Below are 393 nucleotides of genomic sequence, written 5' to 3' on the forward strand. Positions count from 1 at the left end.
AGGGGCGAGGCGCCCCGCCACAGCGATCAGCGCAGACGGCCCGTTCAACCTGTATAATGCGGTGAAAATCGCAAGCAGCAAAGAAGCTCGCGGCAAGGGCGTCATGATTGAACTGAACGACCGCATCGGCGCCGCCCGTTATATCACCAAGACAAATACGACGGGCACGGATACGTTCAAATCAGTGGAACAAGGCTATCTGGGGGTAGTCTCCGGCGACAAGATTTATTTCTATAATGAAATCAAGCGTAAACATACGGCAAGCAGCGTATTTGACATTTCCAATTTGACCGAGCTGCCTCAGGTCGATATTCTGTACGAATACCAGAATAACGGCAGCTATTTGTACGACGCCGCAGTAAACGCGGGCGCCAAGGGAATCGTCGTAGCCGG

The 393-nt window shown here is 52.9% G+C and carries 1 protein-coding gene; it reads left to right on the forward strand.

Annotation, left to right across the window (positions count from 1 at the left end):
* Positions 1–393, forward strand: a 393-nt coding sequence (locus L691_RS0107845) for an asparaginase domain-containing protein (RefSeq protein ID WP_025689836.1), incomplete at both ends; no start/stop codon positions are given.

Source organism: Paenibacillus zanthoxyli JH29, from assembly GCF_000520715.1.
GTDB lineage: Bacteria > Bacillota > Bacilli > Paenibacillales > Paenibacillaceae > Paenibacillus_AQ > Paenibacillus_AQ zanthoxyli.